The organism is Paraburkholderia sp. RL17-380-BIE-A (assembly GCF_046028085.1).
Lineage (GTDB): Bacteria > Pseudomonadota > Gammaproteobacteria > Burkholderiales > Burkholderiaceae > Paraburkholderia.
This window is the reverse complement of sequence record NZ_JARESQ010000012.1, coordinates 135,912-160,629: the sequence shown is the minus strand read 5'-3', so window position 1 is coordinate 160,629 and position 24,718 is coordinate 135,912. Positions and strand designations below refer to the sequence as shown.

Sequence of the window (24,718 nt, the reverse complement as noted above, 5' to 3'; positions counted from 1 at the left end):
ACTATGACGAGCACCACCATCCCGACGGCCGCCATGGCCGACAACCGCAAGGCGCGCAGCCAGGCCCGCAAGGCGGCGCTCGGCAGCTTCGTCGGCGCCGTGGTCGACTGGTATGACTTCCTGTTGTATGGCATCGTCGCCGCGCTCGTTTTCAATGCCGAGTTTTTCCCCAAAGTCAGCCCGGCGATGGGCACCCTCGCCGCGTTCGCCACCTTCGGCGTCGGCTTTCTGTTCCGTCCGCTCGGCGGCTTCGTGTTCGGGCACTTCGGCGATCGGCTCGGACGCAAGCGCATGCTCGTGCTCACGGTCATGATGATGGGCCTGTCGACCGCCGCGATCGGCCTGCTGCCGTCTTTCTCCAGCATCGGCTGGTTGGCGCCGGTGCTCCTCGTGACGTTGCGCGCGATCCAGGGCTTCGCGGTGGGCGGCGAATGGGGCGGCGCGGCGCTGATGGCGGTCGAAAGCGCCCCGGAAAAGAAGAAAGCGTTCTATAGCAGCGGCGTGCAGGTCGGTTATGGTGTGGGCCTCGTGCTCTCGACCGGATTGGTCGCGCTGATCAGCCGTTCGATGGATAACGCGTCGTTCCTGAGCTGGGGCTGGCGCCTGCCCTTCCTGTTCAGCGTGGTGCTGGTGCTGATCGCGCTATGGATCCGCTCGAGCATGGAAGAGTCGAAGGAGTTCGTCGAGAAAGTCGGCAAGCACGGTGAACGTAGCGTGCGCCTGCCGATTGTCGAAGCATTGCTGCGGCATCCGAAGGCGTTCCTGCTGATCATCGCGCTGCGTCTTGCCGAGTTGTTCACGATGTACATCGTGACCGCATTCGCGCTGAACTACTCGACGGCAAATCTGCACATGCCGCGCGAATTCTTCCTGACCATCGGTCTGCTGGTCGGCGCGCTGAGCTGCGTGACGATCCCGTGCTTCGCCGCGCTGGCGGACCGTTTCGGCCGCCGCCGCGTGTATATCGTCGGCGCGGTGATCGGCATGCTGAGCGCGGTGCCGTTCTTCCTCGCGCTCGAAGCGCGCTCGACGCTGTGGATCGTGGTCTTCGCCGTCATGCTCGCCAACGTCGCGCACGACATGGTGGTGAGCGTGCAGCAGCCCATGTTCACCGAACTGTTCGGCACCGAGTATCGCTACAGCGGCGCGGGTGTGGGCTATCAGGTGGCGAGCGTGGTCGGCGGCGGCTTCACGCCGTTCATTGCGGTCGCGCTGGTCAGCTTTGCCGGTGGCTCGTGGCATCCCGTGGCCGCTTATCTGGCTATCGGCTGTCTGATCTCGGTGCTCGTAGCCGCCAAAATGAAAACCGGGCGCACCATCGCCTGAATGCGGTAACTCCGCCAAAGCGGGCCGGCGTGGCGAAAGATGCCACTGCCGGCCCGTTTCGTTTGGAATGACCGGTAGTTTGTCCCGCCCTTTTGCGCCGCGGCGCCGCGATTCGACAGATTACGGTCGTGTTTCACCAGGCAAACACCTTATGTCTTTGCGTCTCATATTGCAAAGGCCATGATCGCCGCCTATCGTTCGACGATGCGATTTTTGTCGCGGACTTCAACACGTCATATGCAAGTCAAATACATATATTGACGGCTCCGAGTTCGTGGACCTTACGCCGCGACGCCTAAAGCAAAGTGTACGAGGCGCCGATAACAACTAATTCGTCACCGGAGACCGACCATGAGCAGCATCACCGAGCCGAGCGGCAATTCAGGCTCTGCCCCGTTCTTTTCCAAACAGGCCACCGTTGCGAAACCCGGCTTTTCGCGTTGGATGGTCCCGCCCGCGGCACTCGCCGTCCATCTCTGTATTGGCCAGGCGTATGCGTTCTCCGTGTTCAATGGTCCGCTGACCAAAGTCATCGGCATCACGCAATCCGGTGCGGATGACTGGTCGCTGACCTCCCTCGGCTGGATCTTTTCGCTGGCGATCGTGTTCCTCGGTTTGTCGGCGGCCTTTGCCGGCAAGTGGCTCGAACGCGTCGGCCCGCGCCGCACGATGTTTACCGCCGCATGCTGCTTCGGCGGCGGCTTCCTCGTCTCCTCGCTCGGCGTGTATCTGCATCAGATCGTCCTGCTCTACCTCGGCTACGGCGTGATCGGCGGAATCGGGCTGGGACTCGGTTATGTGTCGCCGGTGTCCACGCTGATCCGCTGGTTCCCGGACCGCCGCGGGATGGCGACGGGCATGGCGATCATGGGCTTCGGCGGCGGCGCGATGATCGCCGCGCCGTTGTCCGTGGCGCTGATGAACCACTTCCGCAGCGCCACCAGCATCGGTGTGGCCGAGACGTTCGTCGTGCTCGGCATTGCGTACTTCATCTCGATGACGATCGGCGCACTGGCGATCCGCGTGCCGCCGGCGGGCTGGAAACCGGCCGGCTGGACGCCCGCCGCGACGAGTCAGAACAAGATGATCTCGCGTAACCACGTGCATATCGACCAGGCGCTGAAGACGCCGCAGTTCTATCTGATCTGGCTCGTGCTGTTCCTGAACGTGACGGCCGGCATCGGCATTCTCGGCCAGGCTTCGGTGATGATTCAGGAAAGCTTCAAAAACACGGTGACGGCGGCCGCGGCGGCCGGCTTCGTGGGTCTTCTGTCGCTGTTCAATATGGGTGGCCGGTTTGTCTGGGCGTCGGCGTCCGACTGGATCGGCCGCAAGAACACGTACTTCATCTTCTTCGCGCTCGGCGCGGTGCTGTACTACCTCGTGCCGGGTTTCGCCGCATCCGGTCAGATCGCCCTCTTCGTGCTCGCCTACTGCGTGATCCTGACAATGTACGGTGGCGGCTTCGCCACCGTGCCGGCCTATCTCGCCGACATGTTCGGCACGGCGTTCGTCGGCGGCATTCACGGGCGTCTGCTGACGGCGTGGGCTGCGGCGGGTGTCGCCGGTCCGGTGCTGGTGAACTACATTCGCGCCTATGAAGTCGCGCACGGCGTCGCCAAGGCGGACGCCTACACGATGACCGTTCATATCATGGCCGTGCTGCTGGTGGTCGGCTTCGTCTGCAACCTGCTGGTCAAGCGTGTGGACGACAAGCACCACATGACCGACGCTCAACTCGCCAAAGGCGCATAAGGAGATTCCCATGTCGACCGTTCAAGCAGTGAATCAGACCAGCAAGGTCAAACTCGCCGTGTTCTGGCTTTATGTGAGCCTTCCGCTGGCATGGGGCGTGGTCAATACGCTCTCGCAGGCGATGAAGCTGTTCCAGTAACGGCCTGTCGTTCAGCACCCCGCGCGTTCAGACGGCGGGGTGCGCGCCGCGAGCCTGGCTCGCGGCCTGTCTACCGGCGCATTTCGAACGCGCCGATCTCCCGCCTTCGCTCTACCACTGATATGCCGCACCGGCCGTGACTGCGGTCGTGGCGGAACTGATGCCCGCGCCGAGCTTCACCTTCAGACTCTGCGTGACGCGCGCCGACAGCCCCACGGCCACCGCCTGATACCCCTTGTAACCGGCCGTGCCGACTCCGATTGCGAGGTTCTTGCTGGAATCGACTTCAGGAATCGAGGTCAACGCCAGCGCCGAGGCCGTGCCGGAGTAGGCACTGCGCGCCATGTCGCTCAAGCCGCCCTGGAACTGCTGCATATTCACCGCATCCGTGGGCGCCTGGCCCGGTGCGACGTTGGTGATGCGGCGCTCGCTGCCGGATGAGCCCACGGAAACCGTGTTCGTCACGTCGGCCACCGAACCCTCGCCGATCGCCACCGAGTTCGGCGCCGACGCTTTGGCGCCGCCGCCGATCGCCACAGACCCGTTGCCGATCGCCTGCGCCGCGCTGCCGGCGCTGTTCACGGAAACATAGGGAGTGCCGGTAGTCTGATTGTTCCGCACGGACTGGACCAACTGGTTCAGCGTGCTCACATCGTGGTTGGTATTCCAGAGCTGCGCACCGGTCACGGCGTCAGTGCTGGTGGCCGATAGATTGGCGTCCTTCAGATTGGTCAGCTGTACCTTCGGCGCATTGGCCGCCGTGCCGCCGAGCGTGATCCTGTCGTGCGCCGAACCGTCGTACTGCACCGCATTCGCGACCGCCCCGTTGAGGTTGCCAATGGTAGTTTGCAAACCGGCGATATCGCTGCTGTTTTGGGTGACGCGGCCATCCAGGTTGGTAATCGCGCTGCCGACGTTGTTCACTACCTTGCCGCCCACGCTATACGAAGGCGCCGTTACCGAACCGTCCGCGTTGACCGTCGCTCCGCCGCCCAGCGCCACTGCCGTGCTCGCCGCCTGCGCATACAGTTGCGCGCCATTCACCGCGTCGCTGCTCGTCGAACTGACCGATCCTCGCGCCACGCCTGTGACGACCCGATTGCCTGCCGTGCCGGCCATGTTGATCAGATTGCCGTTCGTCGTCGCGCCCACCTTGATATCGCGCGACACCGGATCCTGCGTGACCATGCCGATGCCGCCGTTTTCCATGTTCTGCTGCAACGTGCTGAGACCATTGTCGAGCGAGCCGAGCGCGTCGCCGACCGTGGTTTGCGTGCCGCCTTGCATGTGATAGCTGGGGCCGGTCAGCGAACCGTCGGCGTTGATCTGCGCGCCGCCGCCCAATGCGGCCACCATCGGCTTGAACTGGCCGAGATTGACCGCGGATGCGTCCGTGGTGCCCGCCGCAATCCCCGTCAGCTCGCGCGCGCCGCCGGTGCCGGTGAAATCGACGCGCGCGCCGTCCGTATCTTTCGCCACGGTGAGATTGCGCGACGCCTGATCCTGCTGAACGAGCCCGATCTCGCCGTTCGTGATCTGGTTCGTGATGTTGGTCACGTCGCCTTCGATCGTGGTGGTGCGCTGGTCGAGATGGCTGATGTTCGTCGTGTTCGCGGTGACGCGCTGGTCAAGGCTGCTGATGTTCGTCGTGTTATCCGTCACGCGCTGGTCGAGGTTCGTGATGCTGACGCTGTTCTGCGCGACGGCCTGATTGGTGGCGAACAGTTGCGCGCCGTTGACGGCGTCCGAACTGCCGGCATCGAGATTAGCGGCGCGCACGTTGGTGAGCCGAACCGGCGCGACGCCCTTGCCCAACGTGATGATGTCGTGTGCCGCCGAATCGTACTGAACGGAATCGGCGCCTGCCTGGACACTGGTCGTGACGGCGGCCGCGAGCGCGGCCCCCACGTCGTTGTAGGTGCTTCCGCCGATGCTGTAAGCCGGCCTCTTGAGCGAGCCATCCGGATTGACGGTCGATCCGCCGCCCAGCGCGGCCGCCGTGTTAGCGGTGTTCGCATAAAGTTGCGCGCCATTGACCGTGTCGCTGCTGGCCGCGCCAACCGCACCAGCCGCCACGCCGGTGATCACGCGATTTCCCGCCGAACCCGCCACGCTGACCCGCGTGCCGGTCGTGGACGCGCCGATCAGAATGTCGTGAGATGCGGCATTCTGCGTGACGAGGCCGACCGTGCCGCCGCTGATCTGCGACTGCAACGACGAAAGCCCGGTGTCGAGCGAACTCAGCGCGCTGCCGACCGTGGTCTGCGTGCCCGCTTGCACGTGATACGTGGGACCGGCCACCGAACCGTTCGCGTTCACCGTTGCGCCGCCGCCAAGCGACGCCACGACCGGACTGAGCTGCGCCAGATTCACCGCCGAGCCCGCGGTCGTACCCGCCGCCACGCCGACCAACTCGCGCGCCCCCGTCAATCCGGTGAAGTCGACGTGCTTGCCGTCCGTGCCCTTCGCCACGGACAGATCGCGCGAGACAGCGTCTTGCTGAAGCAGCCCCGCCTTGCCGTTACTAATGTTCGTGACGTTGCTGGAGATGTTGGTGATGTCAGTCGTGTTTTGCGCGACCGCCTGATTGGTGCCGTAGAGTTGCGCGCCGGTCACGGCGTCCGAACTGGCTGCGCTCAAGGTGCCGGCCGCGACATTGGTGAGCTTTACCGGCGTGACTTTGTTGCCGAGCGTCGCAACGTCATGCGCCGGGGTGTCGTAACGCAGCGCGTCGGCACCGCCGGCGGCGCTATTTGTCACCACCGCCGCGAGGGCCGCGCCCACGTCGTGGTAGGTCGTCCCGCCGACGGTGTACGCAGGCGCGACCACCGCGCCGTTCGGATCGACTTGCGCGCCGCCGCCGAGCGCTTCGGCCACGCCTGAGAGCTGACCGACGTTGGCCGCGTCGGTGGGCCGCGTGCCGGCCGCGACATAGGTAATCTGACGGCCTTGCGTAATGCTGCCCACCGAAACGACATTGGCGCGGTCGGCAATCGAATCGGCGCCGAGCGCGACCGAGCCCTTGGCGCTCGCCGACGCGTTCGAGCCGATCACGATCGAACTCGTCGAGGACGGGTTGATGAAGGCGTTGTAGCCAATGGCCACGGACCCGCTCGACACGGCGCTCGCGAAGGAGCCGAGCGCTATCGTATTCATGGCGCCTGCGCGGGAGTTGTAACCCACCGCCACCGAGTTATTGGAAAGAGCGCCCACGATGGCCGACGCACCGACGGCGGTCGAATTCACCGAAGCGACACCCGCCGCCGAGCCGACCGCGGTCGAAGCGTCGGATCCGGCAATCGAGGCCGAACCGACGGCCAATGCGTTGAAGCCGGTTGCAGCGGCCGTTGGGCCGATCGCCATGGCGTTCAGGTCGGTCGACGCACTGGTGCGCGCGCCCAGAACGACGTTCGGACTCACGGCGATATAGTCGGTCACCGGTGTAGGCACGCTCGCCCCGAGCAAGCCGGTCCGGTCCGAACTGGCAAGGGATGCCGCCGACGATGGCGCCGACGCCGTGTCGAGTGCCGGATTGCCGGTGAACACGCTCGCATTCGTGATTGCGGCCACCATGTCCGCGGGCTTCGCCGCGTCGTCTTTGTCCGGCACGGCGACACCGGCCGCCAGCGCCTGCGCGACGCTCAGACAGTGCTGTTCCGATGACTCGCATTCCCCGGCCGCTGCGGGTTGCGAAAACGCCAACGCACTCAGCAGCCCCGCACTCGCGGCCACCAGCGACCCGCGTACCGACACCCCTTTTGCACCACGGCTTTTCGTCACCTCTGACGCGGCTGCGTATGTGCGGGTCGTTGCATTCCAGACGGTCTTATAAGATTTATTCAACATACCTCCCACTCTTCTTATTGAAGAATCAAACAATAGTTTTTTCTTATGTGATCCTAACTATTTAGCCAGAACCAATAGAAACTTAAGATGGCATCGCGCTTCGCCTCGTCGCAAAGCCACGGGACACAAATATACCTTGCAAAGCTATTTTTTAGCTTATATTAGAAAAACGACATAGCCGATTTAAGACGCAAAATGCCAAATGTCTTAAATAGTGCAGACTGTTTTTAGTCTTTTCTAAGACGCAATTCCAAACTGTCTGAAAACAGTGCTCTGGATAAATGCGAATCGCGGCTAGCCGGCTTTCACGCGGGCGAACATCGACCGAATCAGTCTACGCTCGGTGACTGAACGAAAGTCATACAAGAGAACCACATTGGAAGATGCAAGAACTGATACAGCGGAGCACGCCGTATCCAGATAGACCTGTCAGCCGCCCGTCGCCTGCAAGCGCATCGGAAAGGTGATATCGAAGATCGTCCCCTTGCCTTCATGCGAGTCGAAACGAATCTCGCCCTCCAGCACCCGGCACAGTTCCTTGACGATCGCGAGACCCAGACCGGCGCCGGGAATGTCGTCGGCGGCGGCGCGCTCGAATTCCTTGAACACGCGCTCCCGGTCCGATGCCTCGATGCCCACGCCCGTGTCCGACACGCGCAGGCGCCAGCGGTCGTCCTGCGCGGCCGTCATGCTGAATTCGATCAGGCCCGCCTTGGTATATTTGGTCGCGTTGGTCAGCAGGTTCAGCGCAACCTGCTTGAGTTTGAGGCGGTTGGACACGACCACCTGCAGGGCGCCGTCGAAGGCCGTCTGAAGCCGCAGCCCTTTCGCTTCGATCGCGGGTTCGCACGAGATCACCAGTTCGTCGAACAACTCGCGCAGCGCGAAGCTCTCCACCACGAGCGGACTGTTATCGCCGAGCACGACTGAATATTCGACCAGTTCGTCTACCAGCGTTTTCATGTCGGCGGCCTGACGGTTCGCGAGCGCGAGCGCGGTGTCGACGCGGGACGGCGCGCGGCTGATCAGTTGCAGCGCCATCGAAAACACGTTGAGAAAGTTGCGCAGATCGTGCACGACGCTGCGCGTGATCTGCATGCGTGACTCGTACAGATCGCCGACCAGCCGCTGCTTGAGCGTCAACTCGTGATTGGCGCGCTCGAGGCGCCCGGTGTAGTCGTCGATTTTCCGGTCACGCTCGCTGACGACCTCGCGAATCGAGGTCAGCGTGACGAAGCTGACGGCTTCGTCGACGAAATACCGCGCCCGCTCCTCGTGACGCCGCGTGAAATACGGCCGGGATTCGCTGAATTCGACGATCGCGCCGGTCAGCATCTGCCGGAACAGATCGAGCTCGCGCACCAGTTCGTCGATCCGGTAGCCCTGCTTCCAGCGCAATTTGCCGTGCAGGCGCGCGTCGCGCTCGATCGCGCCTTCAGCGTGGTCGAGATCCTGGCGCTCCAGCACGCTGCAGATTTCCTCGAGGATGTTCGGGATGTGATCGGCCAGTTGCTCGTAGGTCAGCCGGTCGGATTCGGTCAATTCGGCGTCGTGAAAGACGGCCTTCATCCAACGTTCGGTCAGATCGACCTGTTGCAGACGCAACTGTGCGGCAAGAGCGGTCAGCGGCAGTACGTGCGAGTCCGTCATGTGGGAGACCTGGCGCCGCGTGGCGGCGAAAATAGGTGTTCCGCGCCACCGCCAGGAGGACTTCCTCGGCATATCCAACGCGACCGCAGGGACTGGGCAACCGCGCTCAGGAGGCACAGGGGGAGCGCTTCGCAAGCCGCCCGGACGCCTCCAGTATGCGCGATTTACGGAACAAAAATTAACCAGGGTTAGGACGCGTCTGCACTAGTGCCCCAACGCAAGTCGCCTTGCGGGACACCGCACCGCCGCGTCAGATCTTTTCGAACAGTACGTCCTGCGCGCCTTCCCACAACACCTTGGTGCCGAGCTCGCGCAGTTTTTCCTTGCCTTCGACAATGGTCAGGAAGTGATTGCCCGCGAGCTGGCCCATCTTGCTCGCGAAGCAGCACGAACCGTACGCGAGAATGATCTCGGTCTCGCTGTAGCCGCCGGGGTAGAACAGAATGTCGCCGACCGACGGATGGCTCGTGTGATTCTCGAAGCCGACCGCCACGCCGTCGTTTTCGAGCTTGAAGTCGCCGAGCGGCACCCAGCAGCCTTCGCCGCTCCAGCGCACGTGGATGATCTTCTGGCGGTACGGCAGAAGCTTCAGGAAGGCGGCCACGGTATGCGGCGCGTCCGGATGGGTTTCAGCGGTAAAGACATGGCCGCAGGAGGTGATTCGGAGTCGGGTCATCGCCAGTTGTCCAGTGTGACGGGTTGAATGGAATGGTCGGTCAGACGCGAGGCACAGGCCAGGCCGCAGGCGCACCATTCTGTCGTCCGGTGCAAGGCTTCGACAGATACAGTTGACATTTTGCCGGTCAGGCCAGTTGGACCAGTGCGACGAGCTTGTTCAATTCGTGGCCGCCACGCCTTGACGGCATAGCCGTGCCAGGTCGAACCGCAAGTCCGCCACGAAAGTTCGTAGTTTGCAAGCCGCGCAATGCGCAGCACACTGCGCAAGGTGCGTGATTCCCCCAAGGCGGCCCGTCGCATTGTCCCTCGCAGCGATCCAAGTCGGTTCGACTTCGGTGACAGTACGACAGACAGTACGACAGCGCGTCTGGCGGCGAAAGCGGCGAGGCTTAGCGAATCCTCGTCCGGCTAGCTTGAACCCTCTGCCGCCGTCTCGCCACTGCCTGCTGACCAGCCGGCCACTTCCGGCCGCGCAATCCGTATTTCAGCCACGCAGCCGGTAAGCGAGCGGCGTCACGCCGTAGTCACGCTTGAACTGCACGGAGAAATGACTGGCATTCTCGAAACCAACCGCAATTGCAATCTGCAGCACGGTGTGATCGGTCGCACGCAACAGCCGCGCCGCTTCTTCGAGCCGCAGTCGCGATACGAACTGATGCGGCGCCTCGCCGGTCTCGCGGCGAAACACGCGCGCAAAATGAAAGCTGCTTAATCCCGCCTGGGCAGCCAGTTCGCTGATCGACAAATCCCCGGCCAGATTGGCGCGGATGTAGTCGGTTACACGGCGAATCCGGCGCGGCACGAGGCGTTCCGGGGGCGCCGGCAATCCGGTTTCCGATCCAGACAACGTTGAGCGGCCGCGTGAATAGTGCTGCAACAGGTGCGCGGCAAGCGCGTGGACCAGCGCATCGACATACAGACGCGAGTCGGCCGGATCCGCCGCGGCGCGATGCAATGCGGCAAGCATCGCGGCAACCAGCGGATCACGAAACTGCATCGCGTCGCCGAGCGACAGCTCGCGGGAGCCGCCAAGCTCCATCTGATCGGCGACGCTGTCGATCAGGCTGCGCTCGATGTGCAAATGGACGGTCGACAGCGGCTCATCGCTGATCGAGCGCCAGCGCCACGAGATCGGCGCGGGCGGCACGAACCAGACGTCGCCCACCCGCAGATCGGCGCTCTCCCAGCGCCCGTTCAGGTTGCGCTCGAGGTGCTCGGCGCCGCTCGCGAGTGTCATCAGCGTGAGGTCTTGCAAGCCGGGCGCTTCCAGCAGTTCCTGCTCGGCCGGTTCGAGATACGAGCGCAGCACGAGGTGGCGCCACGGGCGATCCACGCTCGAGACCAGTTTCTCGCCCGCCATGTAGCGATCGTAGGCAAGCGTCGTAGTCAGCTTTGGAATTCGTGCCATCACGTCCATTCCCAGGGAGGTGCATATGAAGAGTGAACCCTGCCATACCCGTGTTGCCAGTCCGCCATCAGAGCAAGAACTCAAAAATGATAGCAAGGAACCGGCTACCGTAATTTTTGGAAATAGCTAATCATTCAGGTTGTCGTCTTTCACGCGTTTCGAACGCTGGAGCTACCGTTTAATGGAACATGAATGCGATACGCTGCCGCACTGGCTGACCGGCTCGCCGCAAGGTGAAGCCGGGCACGCGTCGGCAGCTTACAACTCGGCGGTTGCCGCACAACCGGCCTACCCGGCCGGCACGCGGCAACCCGAGAAATCAGCCCACGCGGCTGAAGCATCCAGGGCACCTAACCGCACCGCAACAGGCATCGCGCCCACAGGCTTTCTCACGCTCTTCACCGAGGAGGAAATCGGCACGCCCTCACCCGCCGCCCGGCGCGCCGCGCCGGTCATCAGTCCGCTGGTGCGCTTTGGAAGCGCGCAGGACCGCATCGAGTTCGTGCGGCAGCGCATCAGGCAACTCGGATTCGACTCGTTCAGCTATTCGGCCACGCGCACGTCGGCGCATCACAAGACGATGTTCGTGCTGACCAGCTACGAGTCGCAGAGTTGGCTCACGCGCTACTTTCGCGAGCGTTATTTCGAACTCGACCCGCGCGTCGCGCTCGCCTCGCCGACCGGCCTGCCGTTTCTCTGGAATACGGCGGACATGCGCGCCGATCTGCCGCGTGCGCAAATGCGCAGCGAACGGCTCGGCGGCCTGATCGACCTGCTTGAGGCGACCGGGCGCAAAAGCGGGATCCTCACGCAAATGCCGCTGCCCGAGCCGGAGCTGAGCGCTAGCTTGTGCTTCAACTCGGAGATCGGCAATCCGCGCTGGATGACCGAATCGATCGTGGCCGAAACGTTGATGTTCGCGCACACGATCCACGAATTCATCTGGACGCACGCGAAAAGTGTGATCGGCATCGCGCCCGCGCAGCAGCAGCGCGTCATGCTGAGCGAATTGCAGCATGCGGTGCTGCGGGCGGTCGTGCAGGGTCAGCGGGACAAGGAGATCGCCTATTTCCTCGGGCTGTCGCCGCATAACGTCGATTACCACCTGCGCCGTTTACGGCAACTGTTCAACGTGCGCAACCGCGTGCAGTTGATCAATGTCGCGCAGGGTTATGTGACGTAGAAGTCAGGCAGGAAAGCGCGCCGTGGCCGGCATGCCCGCAGGGGTGCCGGCTCGCGTGCGCCCTGCTAGCTCTTGAGCCGATATCCCGTCCTGAAGATCCACGCAACGATCAGCAGAAACACCGCCAGAAACAACGCGGTCATGGCGAGACTCACTTCGACATTCACGTCGGCGAGACCATAGAAGCTCCAGCGGAATCCGCTCACCAGATAGACGATCGGATTGAACAGCGTCACGACCTTCCAGAACGGCGGCAGCATATTGACCGCGTAGAAGCTCCCGCCGAGAAAAGTGAGCGGCGTGATGATCAGGAGCGGCACGAGTTGCAGCTTCTCGAAGCTATCCGCCCAGATGCCGATGATAAAACCGAGCAGGCTGAACGTGACCGCCGTAAGCACGAGAAACAGGATCATCCAGAACGGATGCTGCACCTGCAATGGCACGAACAATCCCGCGGTAGCGAGAATGATCAGCCCGAGCAGAATCGATTTGGTGGCCGCGGCACCCACGTAGCTCACCACGATTTCCAGATACGACACCGGCGCCGACAACAATTCGTAGATCGTGCCGGTAAAGCGCGGAAAGTAAATCCCGAACGACGCATTCGAAATGCTTTGCGACAGCAGCGACAGCATGATCAAACCCGGCACGATGAACGCGCCGTAACTGATCCCGTCCACTTCCTTGATGCGCGAGCCGATCGCCGCGCCGAACACGACAAAGTAAAGCGAAGTCGAAATCACCGGCGCGATGATGCTCTGCATCAGCGTGCGCCAGGTGCGCGCCATCTCGAACTTGTAGATCGCGCGAATGGCGTAGAGATTCATTGGTCACCTCGGAGCAGACTGACGAAAATGTCTTCGAGCGAACTTTGCGTGGTGTGCAGGTCCTTGAAGCGAATGCCGGCGTCGTCGAGCGCCTTGAGCAGCGCGATGATGTCGGTGCGCCCGCCCTCCCCCTCATACGTGTAGATCAGCTCGTTGCCGCCCTTCGCGACGTCGAGCCCATAGCCGGCGAGCGAGTCCGGCACTTGCGCGAGCGGGCTCTCCAGTTGCAGCGTCAACTGCTTTTTGCCGAGCTTGCGCATCAACTCCGTTTTCTCTTCGACCAGCATGATTTCGCCGCCGCTGATCACGCCAATGCGGTCGGCCATTTCCTCGGCCTCGTCGATATAGTGGGTGGTCAGAATGATCGTCACGCCGCTCGCCGCGAGCGAGCGCACCAGCTTCCACATGTCGCGGCGCAACTCCACGTCCACGCCGGCAGTCGGTTCGTCGAGGAACAGCACGCGCGGCTCGTGCGAAAGCGCCTTGGCGATCAGCACCCGGCGTTTCATGCCGCCCGAGAGCGTGATGATCTTGCTATCGCGCTTTTCCCACAACGACAGGTCGCGCAACACCTTTTCGATGTACGCCGGGTTTTTCGGCTTGCCGAACAGTCCACGGCTGAACGAGACGGTCGCCCAGACGGTTTCGAAGGAGTCGGTGGTCAGCTCCTGCGGCACGAGGCCGATCAGCGAGCGCGCGCCCCGATAGTCGGTCGCGATATCGCGGCCGTCCACCGTCACGCTGCCAACGCTCGCGTTGACGATCCCGCAGATGATGCTGATCAGGGTTGTTTTGCCGGCACCGTTCGGGCCGAGCAAAGCGAAGATTTCCCCGCGGTTGATCGCGAGATTGATGTTTTTAAGCGCATGAAAACCGGTCGCATAGGTTTTCGACAGGTTCGTGACCGAGACGATTGGCTGCATGGAATCGACGATGGCAGACACCGTTGTTTAATTAGAGGGAGCGGTGTTAAAGCGCCACCGCACCCGCAATGTAATGGAAAGTGCGAAAGCGTGCAGCGCAGTGCAGCGCCGCACCGGAAATACGTAGGGTCGAGACGGGGAAGGATGTGCGCCTAGCGCTGTCCGCCGGGGAAGCGGCTGGTAATCACACGCTGAATTTCTTCGCACGACACCGGCTTGACCAGATGGTGGTCGAAGCCCGCCTCACGCGAACGCTGGCGGTCGGCTGCCTGCCCATAGCCCGTCACGGCGATCAGCAGCGCATTGGCGGTGGACGCGCGCTTGCGCATCTCCTCGGCGAGCTGAAGCCCGTCCATGCCGGGCAAGCCGAGATCGAGCAGCACGATCTCGGGTTCGAACTGCGCCGCAAGCTCGAGCGCATGATTGGCCTCGTGCGCGACCCGCACGTCGTAGCCGTCCGCCTCGAACAGCATCGACATCGCCGTGGCGGCGTCCACGCTGTCGTCCACCAGCAGCAGACGCAGCGCCGGCCGCTCGCTGGAGACAGGCGAGACGGTAGCCGCGACGATGCCGGCACCGTTGTCGCGCAGCGTGTTCTGCACGTCGTCCTGACCTGGCGGGACGAGAGGCGTTGCGCCTGGCGTTTCCATACGGCGTCCTTAATCGTTTTTGCGCGGACGGCGCGATGTGCCGGCCCGCGTTTTTACTGGTGGTTGTGGTGCTGCCGATCAGGCGCCTCGGACTCTAACACGCGTCATCTGCCTTCACAATCCTGCGATTGCCCTTCGCCGCCAACCTCCGCCGAAGGCGCAAGCATCGGCCGCTTTTACTGGACGCAGCGCCCCTCCCCGTGCGATTCAAGGTAACTATTCCCATTGCTTTGGATACCTACCTTTTCATCATTCGCGGCATCGATCCGGGAACGGCCCATGCTCGAATTTCTGCATGCTGCCGTGTCGTTCGCGTTAATGCGAGCTTCCTCAAGCGAGGCACACCGCTTGCGGCAGTCCATGCATGTGAGCGACAAGCGCTTGCGTGACATCAAACTGACTTTATGGAGGTCAACATGAAACACGTTACCAAGATGGTTTTTGCTTCGGCGCTCGTAATGGCATTGTCTGGCGGAGCTTACGCACAGGCGGGCGGAGCCGGCGGTACGGGCGGTGGAGGCACCGGCGTAGGTGCCGGCGGCGGCACTACGGGTGGCGCGGGCGGGACCGCAACGCCCGGTGTCGGCAATGGATCGATGAAGAGCCCGAGCGATTCGGGCTACGGCACGCCTGGCGTGACGGGCACCGGCGGCGGCGTGGGCACGGGTACTGGCGCGTCACCGAATAGCCCGTCGATGAACCGTTCCAATAGCGGCATGAATAAAGGCGGCATGAACAACGGTATGAGCAACGGCACCCGGAGCGGTACCGGCAATGGCATGAACAATGGGGCGGGCGGCACGATGCAAAACGGCCAGTAATACGATACGGGCCGTGTATGCTTTGAGTTGCTGAGTTCGATGTGGGGCGGCAGCGCCGATGCGAGGCGCCGCCGCCCTTCTCTTTGCGAACGCGGAATCACACGCTCATGCAGCGGGCTCGCTGCGCATGCACCCCGGCCTTTCAATTTCCGCAGCGCTTTTTGCAAGACGTCCGCTCACGGCTCGGCACATGCGAAGCTGCTGGCCAGATTCACATTGCCCTTGCCGACATAACGCGGAAACAGCGGATAGCGGCACAGCGGACGCGAGCGTCCATTGGTCGCCGGAGCGATATCGGTTGCCGTCAGCGTTTCAGGTGATGCCCCGCGCGTCACCCAGTTATCGAGCGCGCCCAGCAGATCGACGGAAGGAATGAATACGCCGCTGCCGTGCTGGAATCCTGGCACCATGTACAAGCGCATAAAATTGTTGACCTGGTCGATGCCGAAACGATCGATCAAAGTGTCGTAGTAGCGAATGGTCTGATTCGGGCTGATGACTTCGTCGGCGAGGCCTTGCAGCGTAATGAGCTTGCCGCCGCGAGCAATATAGCGCGAGAGGTCGGGATTCATCGCGCCGATCGTCTGCGACAACGCGACCAGTTGCGCGCGGTATTTTCCAGGATGTTGCGGGTCGAACCTGAGCGAGTCGAAGCCGGCATCGCGCGCGACGAAATAGCGGATATAGCCGTCGCCCTGCGCGAACAGGTAGCCGTTGGCAAAGAATGTCGGCACCGGCAAGCGCTCCGCCTGATGCGCAAGGCCGAGCAGTCCGCTCAGATGCGTGCCCTGAAAAATGTTGTAGCCGCTATAGCCGTTCACGTCCCAAGCCAGACGGTAGGGCAACGACAGCCCGTCGCGCATGACGAGCAAGGTGGAAAGTTGCGTGTCGGTGAGGCAGTCATCGTGCGACGGCGCACGCCCGGCGCAGCGCAGCGAGTCGATGATTTGCGCTTCGCGCTCCCGGCATGCGGCAACGTCGCTGACAATCCCGTCCGCCGCGCCGTCGAGTGCGTCACACGCGGCGAGCGAGCGTTGATAGACGTGTTCGAGCAGCAACGGCGGAATGAAGCCGCCCGGCGTGCTGTATTCCGCCTGGCCGAGTTTCACGCCGAGCAGACGCACGCCGGAAAAATTGAGCGCGGGCGAATTGGCGATCACGCCGTCGTAATCGTCGGGAAAGCGCTGCATCACGGTGTAGCCTTCGCGGCCGCCGGTCGAGCCGCCGGCGAAATACATCCGTTGCGGCGGCCGGCCATAGGCGCGTGCAATCAGCGCAAGCGCGGCATCGTGCGTCTTCTTCAGATGCGCAAAGCCGAAGTTCGTAACGGCCTCATCGACGAGGCCGAACACCGCAACCGACGAATCGCCCACATGTCCGGAGTCGTCGCCGAAGGTTGCGTAGCCTTGCGCGAGCGGCGCGCGGTTCGGCGAAAACGGCATCACGCCGGTGCCGCTCACCACGACGCCGTTATAACCGCCGCCGCCGATCTGCAGCGCGCGGCCATTCCAGCGGCGCGGAAGATTCAGATCGAAACGGATGTCGGGGGTGGTGGCTTTGACGCCCTTGATACGGCCGGTGATACGACAATACTCGCCGCCCTGCTGATTGCCCGGCGCGGTGGCGCTGACCATCGCCGCGCTTTCGATCTGCACACCGGCGCTCGGCAACGCAATGAGTTCGGGCGGCAGAACCGCGCCCGCGAATTCCGCGCAGCGCATGGCGAGCGGGGCTTCCTTCGGCGCGGCACACGCCTCGTGAGCGGCGAGCCACAGCAGCGCGCCGACAACCTGAATCGCCGCGCGCGAATTCCGCGTGACACGCACGGAGGCCCAGCGCGACCTCATCCGCAACCCGCGCCGTTGGCGGCCGCGCGAGCCTGCTGCCCTTTCCAGCCGCTCCAGCCGCGCGCGATCATCAGCACGGCGCCGATGGCGACGAGATCGCCGCCCAATCCGATCAGCACGCCGCGAAAGCCATGGAATGTATGCGGCGTGGCCGTATCGACGATCAGGGACACCAGTGTGCCCGCAACGAAACACACCAGCCCCGTGCGGCCGACCGTGACCACGGCGGGCAGCCGCCGTGCGAGCCACGCGATGCTGCCCATGCGCACGAACTGCGCGGCGAGCCAGGCAATGACGATAAAGTTGATCACGCGATCGGGAGAAAGATTCTGTTTAAACGTGCCGGGCAAAGGTTGCGTCAGCACGAAGAGTTTGACGATAGCGAATGTCAGCGCCGCCAACACCGCGCCCCGCGTGCACCAACGGGCGGTGCGGGTCGCATGAAAGCGCTCGCTGACGGGCTGCACCCGGCAAAGAATCCCGAGCACGAACATCAGTTGCCACGCAAACGGATTAAAAGCCCAGTCGGCCACGTCGTCAATGCTGAATAACGCGGCCAGCGGCCGCGCGAGCGCCCAGATCGCCACGCTCAAGCCCAGCGCCATGAGCGACGAACGGCGGGCCAGCGGCACCGCGAACGGCACACATATCGCAAAGATCACATACATGGGCAGCACGCTCGACAGATAAGGCTGGCGCCGCAGCAGCATGATATCGAGCGCCTCGCGCAGCGGCTGGAGCGCGAAAGGCGCCCAGCCGGTGAGGTCGACCATGGGACGGTTCAGGTTCAGCGTCGCGAGTACGGCACCGGACAGCAGCGTCAGCACAGCCGTCAACAGATAGGCGCGGTAGATTTCCCAGCAGCGCCGCACAAAGCGCATCTTCGCCGCGCTCTCGCCGCGGCCCGCGAGCACGGCCGTATAAGCTGCCGCCGACGCATAGCCGCCGAGAAACACGAACACTTCCGCCGAATCGCACAGCGCATAAGCGTGCAGCATCAGATGAGAGAGTGTGCTGCCGGGAATGTGGTCCAGCACGATGACGATCAGCACGACGCCGCGGAAGAAATCCACTTCGATCGAACGTCCCCCGGGAGGACTTCCTCCGGAGTGGCCGCGACGGGTTTCCATTCAGGTTCTCGCAAGATGGGCGCACGCAGGCGGTACGCCGTTTTTCGTAGGAACACCATGACAATAAAACGTTCCTGCCGGCGCCGCAGAGTAGATCGGCGCGCGCTGACAAGACGCCTTTAATTTCGAATCGCATAGCGGCAATCTGAAATTCGGCTGTCGGCATGCGGTAATACTGAGTCGTCACGAAATCGGTTTGCGGCAAGATTTGCGGTTTTAAATCGCCGGGCGCGAATGCGATCGGTAATGGACGCAGAAAATAAATCGCTGAATGCGATGCGCGATTTTTTTCGCTTTTTTTCATCGTAGGATGGTTTCATGCACGCCCGTCGGACATCGCGCGCTTTGAGCGATGCCACCATTCGACGGCGGCCACTCATGTGGACCGGACACGCGCTCAGCCGATCCGCGATCGGCAGGCGCGTTGCGCGTCATTGCGACGCCTTCTCTTCGCCACGGCCGACCTTAGCGTCGGTGGAGCGCTCCGGTCCTTCCATTACCGCCCAGAACGGCCGCGCCACGCGCGCCACCTTCGCACTGGAAGACGACCACATGAACACTAGAATTGCCGGCTTCGACGGACTGCGTGCGATCGCGGTCCTGATGGTCTTTTTTCAACACCGACTGTTCGGCGATATCGGCGAAATCGGCCATCTCGGCGTATGGATCTTTTTCGCGCTGAGCGGATTTCTGATCATCGGCATTCTGTCCGCGCAACGCACGCGCATTGAAACCGGCGTTAGTCGATTCGGCGCTGAATTAAAGCGCTTTCTATTTCGCCGGACCCTGCGCATTTTTCCGATTTACTACCTGATGCTGCTGGTAATGTGCGCCCTGATGGCGTTCGGCATGGCGAGTCCCGAACTGGCGAGCGGCATGCCGTTTCATCTCGCTTATCTGTCGAACATCTGGATCGGCTCCGTGCTGCACTATTGGCCGGGACGCTACTCGCATTTGTGGAGCCTCGCGATCGAGGAGCAGTTTTATCTCGTGTTCGCACCGCTATTGCTGCTGCTCGCCGTTAGACGGCATCTCACGGCGTGCCTCGTGATCGTTGCGACCGGGCTTGTTTCGCTCATGGCGATGCGCGCGGCGCATTGGCAGGACATCACCATCTATACGCACCCGCTCACGAACTTCTGGCTGCTGGCCTTGGGTGGAATCGGCGGCCTGATGATCGCGCGAAAGGAGAGCCGGCTGCGGGCATGGCTCGGGCACGGCGCGACGCTCTTCGCATTGAGCTTGGGGCTAGTGGCTTTCTGCGCGACCGAGCCGACGTGGAGCGAGGTGGGCAACCCCGTGCTGTTCACCCTGATCAGCGCCGCGTACGGCCTGTGCATCGCGGCGCTGGTGTGTTCGATTGCGTGCTGCCGCAATGCGGTCGTTATCGGCCTGCTCGAAGCGAACTGGCTGGTGAGCTTCGGGAGAATCAGCTACGGCTTCTACCTCTATCACAACCTGATCCCCGACCTGACTCGCAACCATCACGCCGAAGCGCTCTTCGGCGGCACGGTGCCCTTGTGGGCGCATGTCGCAGGCATCGCAGGGTCGTTTGCAATCTCGCTCGCCATGGCCGTTCTGTCCTGGCGGCTGATCGAAGAACCGATCCTGCGTTTGAAGACACCGCGCGCGCCAGCGTCGTCACACACGCAGCCTGCGCCGCCGTCCCGTCATGAGCGAGTCGAGCGTTCCTTGACGGATGACCGCGCCGCGTCGGATGCGGCCTGAGGCCGCCATGCCTTGCGTTTCGCCGGCCGGCCAAGGCTGTGAGGGTGCCGATAGCAAGCGGCTCGCCCCCCTCAAACTGGCCGTGGTACGCGTATTGCTGCACATGGTGGGTACTCACCAACCGGAGAGCCCTTGCGGCAATCATGGCTAATTCCCCGAACGAGCACGAGCCCGAGCGCCACGCCGAAGAAGACCCAGGCGGCCCGCCCACCGAGGTGTCCAAACCGATCGGCGACGCAATTCCCACACCGGTCGAACCGGGTCTCGATCAACCGCTGCCGAAAAAAGGCGAGGTACTTCCGCCTGCCGAGGAAGCCGAGGACGCAGCGTTGGGCGACACTGATACGCCTCCAGGCGTGCCGCCGCCGGGTCCGTCGGATTTTGCGTAGCGCAGGCCGGTAAACGACAACGGGCGGAGCCAATTGATGGCGCCGCCCGTATGAGTCACGCGCTGCTCAGCGAGTCAACCGTTCACGCAGCCTCCGGTTCGTGAACGATCTTCAGCGTGTTTTTGTGTTCCCTGATCAACCGGTACACGGTTTCTCCGGGAACGGTCTCCTGCTCGAGCAGTTCGTCCGCAATGGCGCGCAGCACTGGCTCGTAGGCATGCAACAGCCCGAAGCACAGTTCATTCAACTCCTTGAGCAGCACGTTCGCGTGTTCGATCGCACTCTTCATCTGCAAGCCTGCATATTGTGACGGCAGTGCCGCCAGACTGAACAGATCGCCGTCGCTGTTGAAGCCGAATTTCGACACCATATCCAGGCTGATGCGCGACGCTTCCTGCAGATCCGAGGCGGCGCCGCTCGATGCTTCGGAGAACGTGAGAATTTCAGCATTGCGGCCACCGAGCAAAACCTGGATTTCATTGCGGATCTCGGTCTCGCGATACAGGTGCTTGTCCTGCGCTTTGGTAATGAGCGCGACACCCAACGCGCCACCGCGCGGCAGAATCGTGACTTCCTCGAGCACGCCCGTACCCAGCAGCGCGGCGACGAGACCGTGCCCTGCTTCGTGCACGGCTATACGCGTGCGCTCGTCTTCGCTCAGCGCGCGCTCGGCGCCGCTCACGTCGCCGATGCGCGCAATCTTGATCGCCTCCATGAAATGCTTCGAGGCAATTTCGGTGTCGCCGCATTTGCGCGCGACGAGCCCCGCCTGATTGACCACCATCGCGACCGTTGCCGGAGACAGGCCGGTAGTCAGGCGCGCCAACTGGTCATAGTCGATGTCGGCGGATTTCGATTTCAGTTTCTGCGCGTAGAAGCGGAAGATCTTCGCGCGATCTTCGCGGTCGGGCAAACGGACCTGCACGGTGCGATCGAAGCGGCCCGGCCGGCGCAACGCCTCGTCCAGATTGTCGGGGTGATTGGTCGCCGCGACGATGATCACCCCTTCGTTCGAAGCAAAACCGTCCATCTCCGCGAGCAACTGATTGATGATGCGGTTGCTCTCGGCTTCGACAGGACCGCTGCCCGTATCCGTGCGTTTGGCGAGGCCGTCCGCTTCGTCGATGAAGATCACCGTGGGCGCATTCTTGCGCGCCAGTTCGAACAGATGCTTGACCTTCTGGATGCCGACGCCGTAGTACTTCGCACTGAAATAGCTGCCGGTGATCGAGATGAAGTTCGCGCCGCACTCGCCCGCCAGCGCCTGAGCAAGCCGCGTCTTGCCGACGCCCGGTCCGCCCACCATCAGAATGCCGCACGGCGCGCGCACGCCCATCGACGTGAACTGCTTCGGATCGGACAGATAGCTGCGAATGTCCGCGAGTGCCGTCTTCGCTTCGGCCGCGCCGATCACGTCGTCGAAACGCAGCGCCGGCGCCGTGTCGAGCAGCCCCGCGCCACCGCGCATTTCGCGCCGCATGAACCATGCCATACCGCCGATCAACAACAGCGGAAGCAGCAAGCTGATGACGTCGCGAGTCTGATCGAAAAGTTGTGCCCAGCGTGAGCCGGCGGAGAGAATATCCGCGTCGGGAAGCCAGACGAGCTGATAGGTGGCGGCCTCGTCGGACTTGGGTTCGCCGAGCAGAAGCGCGTGTGAGAAGGTCGCGTTGTGGTCGGTGACGAAGTATTTCGTGCCGTCGCGCTTCGAGATCAGAATCGCGTTCGGACTCACGCCGACCGCGGCGACTTTGGCGTCGCGAATGTCGCGCAGCATTTGCGAGGCGTCTTTCTCTTCGCGCGTCCATGCCGAAGCATCATGGCGCATCTGGTTTGCGACACCGGTCAGCGCCGGCGCGACTTGCGCCGCGCGCTGCTGGTAACGCCACACGCCGAATGCGAGCAACCCCGCAATGAGTGCCGCGCACACCGAAATGACGATCGTGCGTGTGCGTCTTTTACCAAGCGAGTTCTTTCCCGGCTTCATGAGTCACTTCCAAAAACGGGCCCAAAACGAGCCCCGATACTTGTCAAAGTCAGATGGGCAGAGGTTGGCGGAGGGGAATCGACTAAGGACGACACCGTGCGTGATCAGAGGACAGGACACCCAACCATACGTCCCTTTTAACAGCGTGCATACACTCAAGTATGCGGTGCCGCCGTTTCTTCCAAATCGCGGAAAAAGCCTAGTTCTACCGTCTATCCGGCGATTCGAGCCGCCGGATTGTGGGGAACAGGCACTGCGCGCGCTGCTGGCAAATGCTGTTCCGGCGCACAGTTTATCAGCGCTAAATTCGTTGCGTATTCTGCATACCTACAATTAACCGCTCCCTAATTAAAAGCGGTCAGAATTACAGTAGCGCCCTTTTTTCAGGGTATCCGGAGTGAGCGACGATGGCACGCGTTGTCTGACCGCATCGTCGCGCTTCGATTCGCGATTAAGCGCGGGTGTGCAGAATGGACCGCTCTCCGCTGCAACTGAATAGGTTGGGCGAGCAAGTGAGACCAGCGGGGGTGCTGAAAAAGGGTGTTGTTCGCGAGGGATTGGTTCAGAACACGCGGAACGCTAAGCACGCATGGCGAAACGCGTTCACCGACTCGCGAGCGAAATGGTCGACCTGCCCGCACGGAGCCGCGCCGCAGATGGTCAATCCAGGTAAGGCTGGGCGGATGTGCGAACGGGCCTTTGCAGGCCCGTTCGCATCCTCGCCGCTTTCTCTCAGGTTCTTCGATTTTTATTGCCGACGCTCAAATGCATCGATCTGGTCCTCCTCTGCGCAACCCCGGTCTGCGTGCTTTTTGTTCTTGGCCAGGGCTCAGGCGGCCGTGCGCGGCTTTATCGCAATCCGGGCATCACGCGAGAGTCTTTCCAGCAGTTTCGCCACGCGTTGCCGCTGGGCGGCGATCAGCTCGTAAGTATCTTCCAGCGCGCGAATGCGATTTTCCCAATACTCATGGTCGAGCGAATGCAGCCCGCTGGACGCGTCCCCACGCGTCACATACTGCATCACGTTCTCGAGATGTTGCAGTTGGCTGTCCACCAGACTGGCCGGACGCCGCGCGGTCGGTTGCCTGTTCGTGCCGCTCATCGTCGATATCCCGTGAATTGCCTGCTGGCAAAGCGTGACCTTCGCGCCGCGCTTCGCGGATAGCGGATCGGCGCTCTCTCTTCGTGCGGATGCGATTCCAGCAACGGAGGCGGTGAATCACTGCGTGCCGCGCCGTCTGCGAAAACGTTCCGCATCTAATCACGTAACATTAATGCAGGTTTTTTGTTAGGCTTGACCATCCGTCTCAATTTCGGGCGGCGGCGAACCGTATCTCCATGCATTGCGCCTGCTCGCCGAAACCGCACGCCTCGTCCCAGCAACCGATTCATGAATCAGCGCTCACTGCCGCAACATCTGGCCGCGGCCGCCGCCGACTCGCGCTCCGTCATTTCGACGAGCCGTTTCAGCACGCGCGGATTGGCGCCCGACGAACAGTTTCTGGCGTGGCGCCAGCGTGTGGGTCATGTGGTCGACGCGCCGCCCTCGAAGGCCCAGGTTGCAGGGGGATTTCGCGGTGAAATCGATTTATACGCAACCGGCGGCATGGTGTTCACGGACTGCAGCACCGATTCGATGCTGCTGGAACGCTCGGTGGCCCGCGTGTCCACCGACTCGCGGCGCGATTACGTGTTTCACCTCTTTCTGGAAGGGGAAGTCGGCCATGTGACCGGCATGCACAAAAAGCGCAGCGCGCCGGGTTCGGTGCGGGGCATCGTCGCGTTCGACCTGAACCAGCCGTTTCGCGTGGAACGCCCGGAATGCCGGGTGCTGAGCGTGTTCGTACCGGCCGCGCTCGTGGATGAGCAATTGCGCGACGGCGCGGCTATCCATGGCCGCATCGTTCAGCAAGGCTCGCCGCTCACCGGTGTCGTGTTCGATCACATGGCGGCGCTCGCTCGCGACATTCCAAGGCTCGACGCGGCCGGCGCCATCGGCGCGCTGCACGCAGGCGCGCAGTTACTGGTGGCCGCGTTTCGCAAGGACGCGCACTTGAGCGGCACGGGCCGCGCCGCGCTGCAAGCTGCGGTAATGGGCCGGATACGCCGCTATGTCGAGGTCAATCTGCATCAGGGCGACCTCACACCGACCAGTGTGGTCCAGGCACTGCAATTGAAACGGGCGACGATCTATCGCTGGTTCGAGCACGAGGGCGGCCTTGGCGCGTATATCCGCCATCGCCGTCTGCGGGAGGCGGCAGACGAACTAGTCCGTTATCCGCACCTCCAGGTGGCGGAAATCGCTTTTGGACTCGGTTTTCAGAGCGCCTCCGACTTCACCCGCGCGTTTCGACGCGCCTTCGACATGAGCCCGCAGGACTTGCGCGCCCGCGCGTTCGACCTGCAGCAATTGCGCAACCCGGCCTAGCGC

Annotated in this window: 21 protein-coding genes; 8 read left to right on the top strand and 13 right to left on the bottom strand. The window is 62.7% G+C overall.

Going from position 1 to position 24,718, the window contains the following annotated elements; genetic code table 11:
* Positions 1 to 3 precede the first annotated feature (3 nt).
* From shiA to P0D68_RS21315, 3 genes are all read left to right on the top strand, one after another.
* Entirely contained in the window at positions 4 to 1,326 is a 1,323-nt protein-coding gene (gene shiA, locus P0D68_RS21325) for a shikimate transporter (protein WP_408299545.1), read from the top strand.
* Positions 1,327 to 1,677: 351 nt separating this feature from the next.
* Positions 1,678 to 3,081: an L-lactate MFS transporter gene (locus P0D68_RS21320; RefSeq protein ID WP_408299543.1), complete on the top strand. Its 1,404-nt coding sequence runs from the start codon at positions 1,678 to 1,680 to the stop codon at positions 3,079 to 3,081.
* Between the two features lie 10 nt (positions 3,082 to 3,091).
* Positions 3,092 to 3,220: an MFS transporter small subunit gene (locus P0D68_RS21315; RefSeq protein ID WP_408299541.1), complete on the top strand. Its 129-nt coding sequence runs from the start codon at positions 3,092 to 3,094 to the stop codon at positions 3,218 to 3,220.
* Positions 3,221 to 3,331: 111 nt separating this feature from the next.
* On the opposite strand, the gene P0D68_RS21310 is transcribed toward P0D68_RS21315, so the two are convergent.
* The 4 genes from P0D68_RS21310 to P0D68_RS21295 form a co-directional block, all read right to left on the bottom strand.
* Positions 3,332 to 7,066: a YadA-like family protein gene (locus P0D68_RS21310; RefSeq protein ID WP_408299539.1), complete on the bottom strand. Its 3,735-nt coding sequence runs from the start codon at positions 7,064 to 7,066 to the stop codon at positions 3,332 to 3,334.
* 429 nt (positions 7,067 to 7,495) lie between these two features.
* On the bottom strand, positions 7,496 to 8,716 hold the full coding sequence (locus tag P0D68_RS21305; protein ID WP_408186986.1) for a sensor histidine kinase: 1,221 nt from the start codon (positions 8,714 to 8,716) through the stop codon (positions 7,496 to 7,498).
* A 250-nt stretch (positions 8,717 to 8,966) separates the two neighbouring features.
* A complete protein-coding gene (locus P0D68_RS21300; RefSeq protein WP_408299536.1) occupies positions 8,967 to 9,392 on the bottom strand; it encodes a DUF3830 family protein in 426 nt (141 codons plus the stop codon).
* A gap of 486 nt (positions 9,393 to 9,878) precedes the next feature.
* Entirely contained in the window at positions 9,879 to 10,802 is a 924-nt protein-coding gene (locus P0D68_RS21295; RefSeq protein WP_408299534.1) for an AraC family transcriptional regulator, read from the bottom strand.
* Positions 10,803 to 10,983: 181 nt separating this feature from the next.
* Here P0D68_RS21295 and P0D68_RS21290 point away from each other — a divergent pair, with 181 nt between their 5' ends.
* The gene (locus P0D68_RS21290) at positions 10,984 to 11,985 is read left to right on the top strand and encodes a helix-turn-helix transcriptional regulator (protein WP_408299532.1); all 1,002 of its coding nucleotides are present in this window, start codon (positions 10,984 to 10,986) and stop codon (positions 11,983 to 11,985) included.
* A gap of 65 nt (positions 11,986 to 12,050) precedes the next feature.
* Here the strand turns inward: P0D68_RS21290 and P0D68_RS21285 are convergent, their stop codons facing one another.
* The 3 genes from P0D68_RS21285 to P0D68_RS21275 all read right to left on the bottom strand — a co-directional run bounded on the left by P0D68_RS21285 (position 12,051) and on the right by P0D68_RS21275 (position 14,385).
* Positions 12,051 to 12,812: an ABC transporter permease gene (locus P0D68_RS21285; protein WP_408299530.1), complete on the bottom strand. Its 762-nt coding sequence runs from the start codon at positions 12,810 to 12,812 to the stop codon at positions 12,051 to 12,053.
* Positions 12,809 to 13,735 (bottom strand): ABC transporter ATP-binding protein, encoded by a 927-nt coding sequence (locus P0D68_RS21280; protein WP_091802997.1) that lies wholly within the window; start codon positions 13,733 to 13,735, stop codon positions 12,809 to 12,811. Before P0D68_RS21280 ends, P0D68_RS21285 begins: the two co-directional genes overlap by 4 nt.
* A gap of 152 nt (positions 13,736 to 13,887) precedes the next feature.
* Positions 13,888 to 14,385, bottom strand: coding sequence for a response regulator (locus P0D68_RS21275; protein ID WP_408299528.1), 498 nt, complete (start codon positions 14,383 to 14,385; stop codon positions 13,888 to 13,890).
* Positions 14,386 to 14,801: 416 nt separating this feature from the next.
* Between P0D68_RS21275 and P0D68_RS21270 the strand changes: the two genes are divergently transcribed.
* Positions 14,802 to 15,206, top strand: a complete 405-nt coding sequence (locus P0D68_RS21270; RefSeq protein ID WP_408299526.1) for a hypothetical protein — start codon at positions 14,802 to 14,804, stop codon at positions 15,204 to 15,206.
* A 176-nt stretch (positions 15,207 to 15,382) separates the two neighbouring features.
* Here P0D68_RS21270 and P0D68_RS21265 read toward each other — a convergent pair whose 3' ends face one another.
* From P0D68_RS21265 to P0D68_RS21250, 4 genes are all read right to left on the bottom strand, one after another.
* Positions 15,383 to 17,053, bottom strand: a complete 1,671-nt coding sequence (locus P0D68_RS21265) for a tannase/feruloyl esterase family alpha/beta hydrolase (RefSeq protein ID WP_408299524.1) — start codon at positions 17,051 to 17,053, stop codon at positions 15,383 to 15,385.
* Complete coding sequence (locus P0D68_RS21260) at positions 17,050 to 18,183, bottom strand: OpgC domain-containing protein (RefSeq protein WP_408186980.1); 1,134 nt, start codon at positions 18,181 to 18,183, stop codon at positions 17,050 to 17,052. Before P0D68_RS21260 ends, P0D68_RS21265 begins: the two co-directional genes overlap by 4 nt.
* A gap of 119 nt (positions 18,184 to 18,302) precedes the next feature.
* Complete coding sequence (locus P0D68_RS21255; protein WP_408299522.1) at positions 18,303 to 18,503, bottom strand: hypothetical protein; 201 nt, start codon at positions 18,501 to 18,503, stop codon at positions 18,303 to 18,305.
* A 111-nt stretch (positions 18,504 to 18,614) separates the two neighbouring features.
* The gene (locus P0D68_RS21250; protein WP_408186978.1) at positions 18,615 to 18,737 is read right to left on the bottom strand and encodes a hypothetical protein; all 123 of its coding nucleotides are present in this window, start codon (positions 18,735 to 18,737) and stop codon (positions 18,615 to 18,617) included.
* Between P0D68_RS21250 and P0D68_RS21245 the strand changes: the two genes are divergently transcribed.
* Both P0D68_RS21245 and P0D68_RS21240 read left to right on the top strand, forming a co-directional pair.
* Positions 18,736 to 19,911 (top strand): acyltransferase family protein, encoded by a 1,176-nt coding sequence (locus P0D68_RS21245; protein ID WP_408299520.1) that lies wholly within the window; start codon positions 18,736 to 18,738, stop codon positions 19,909 to 19,911. The two genes, P0D68_RS21250 and P0D68_RS21245, sit on opposite strands and share 2 nt — an antisense overlap.
* A 143-nt stretch (positions 19,912 to 20,054) precedes the next feature.
* On the top strand, positions 20,055 to 20,300 hold the full coding sequence (locus P0D68_RS21240) for a hypothetical protein (RefSeq protein ID WP_408186976.1): 246 nt from the start codon (positions 20,055 to 20,057) through the stop codon (positions 20,298 to 20,300).
* Positions 20,301 to 20,382: 82 nt separating this feature from the next.
* Here the strand turns inward: P0D68_RS21240 and P0D68_RS21235 are convergent, their stop codons facing one another.
* On the bottom strand, positions 20,383 to 22,287 hold the full coding sequence (locus tag P0D68_RS21235; RefSeq protein ID WP_408299518.1) for an AAA family ATPase: 1,905 nt from the start codon (positions 22,285 to 22,287) through the stop codon (positions 20,383 to 20,385).
* Between the two features lie 829 nt (positions 22,288 to 23,116).
* Entirely contained in the window at positions 23,117 to 23,389 is a 273-nt protein-coding gene (locus P0D68_RS21230; protein ID WP_408299516.1) for a hypothetical protein, read from the bottom strand.
* Between the two features lie 288 nt (positions 23,390 to 23,677).
* Between P0D68_RS21230 and P0D68_RS21225 the strand changes: the two genes are divergently transcribed.
* Positions 23,678 to 24,715, top strand: a complete 1,038-nt coding sequence (locus tag P0D68_RS21225) for a helix-turn-helix transcriptional regulator (RefSeq protein ID WP_408299514.1) — start codon at positions 23,678 to 23,680, stop codon at positions 24,713 to 24,715.
* Positions 24,716 to 24,718 lie beyond the last annotated feature (3 nt).